This is a genomic window from Pyxidicoccus caerfyrddinensis (genome assembly GCF_010894405.1).
GTDB lineage: Bacteria > Myxococcota > Myxococcia > Myxococcales > Myxococcaceae > Myxococcus > Myxococcus caerfyrddinensis.
The window spans coordinates 1-485 of sequence record NZ_JAAIYA010000136.1 but is presented as its reverse complement, the minus strand read 5'-3'; the positions used below and the strand labels follow the sequence as shown (position 1 = coordinate 485).

Below are 485 nucleotides of genomic sequence, written 5' to 3'. Positions count from 1 at the left end.
GCGCCCAGCTCCTCCGGGCCCTCCATCCGGTAGCACGCGGAGAACGTCGTGTTCTCCGTCGGGCCATACCCATTGATGAGCACGTGCCCGGAGGCCAGTCGCTCCTTCACCCGGCCCACGGGCAGCACGTCACCACCGGCCAGCAACTGCTTCACTCCCGCCAGCGCCTCCGGCTGCCTTGCCTGCATCTGCTCGAACAGCGCCGCCGTCAGCCACAGCGACGTGATGCCCGCTTCTCCCAACGTGCGGCCCAGCTCCTCCAGCGAGGGCGTACCCGCCGGGTACACCACCAGCTTCGCTCCGTGCAGCAGCGCTCCCCACACCTCCAGCGTCGACGCATCGAAGGAGATGGGCGCCAACTGCAGCCACACCTCTTCCGGCCCGAAGTGCGCGAAGTCCGTGCCCAGCACCAACCGGGACACCGCTCGGTGCGGCACGCCCACACCCTTCGGGCGGCCCGTGCTTCCCGACGTGAACATCACGTA

1 protein-coding gene is annotated in these 485 nt (G+C 69.1%); it reads right to left on the bottom strand.

The window, feature by feature from the left end:
* A partial coding sequence (locus tag G4D86_RS51865; protein ID WP_164003111.1) for an AMP-binding protein occupies window positions 1-485 on the bottom strand: 485 nt, incomplete at both ends.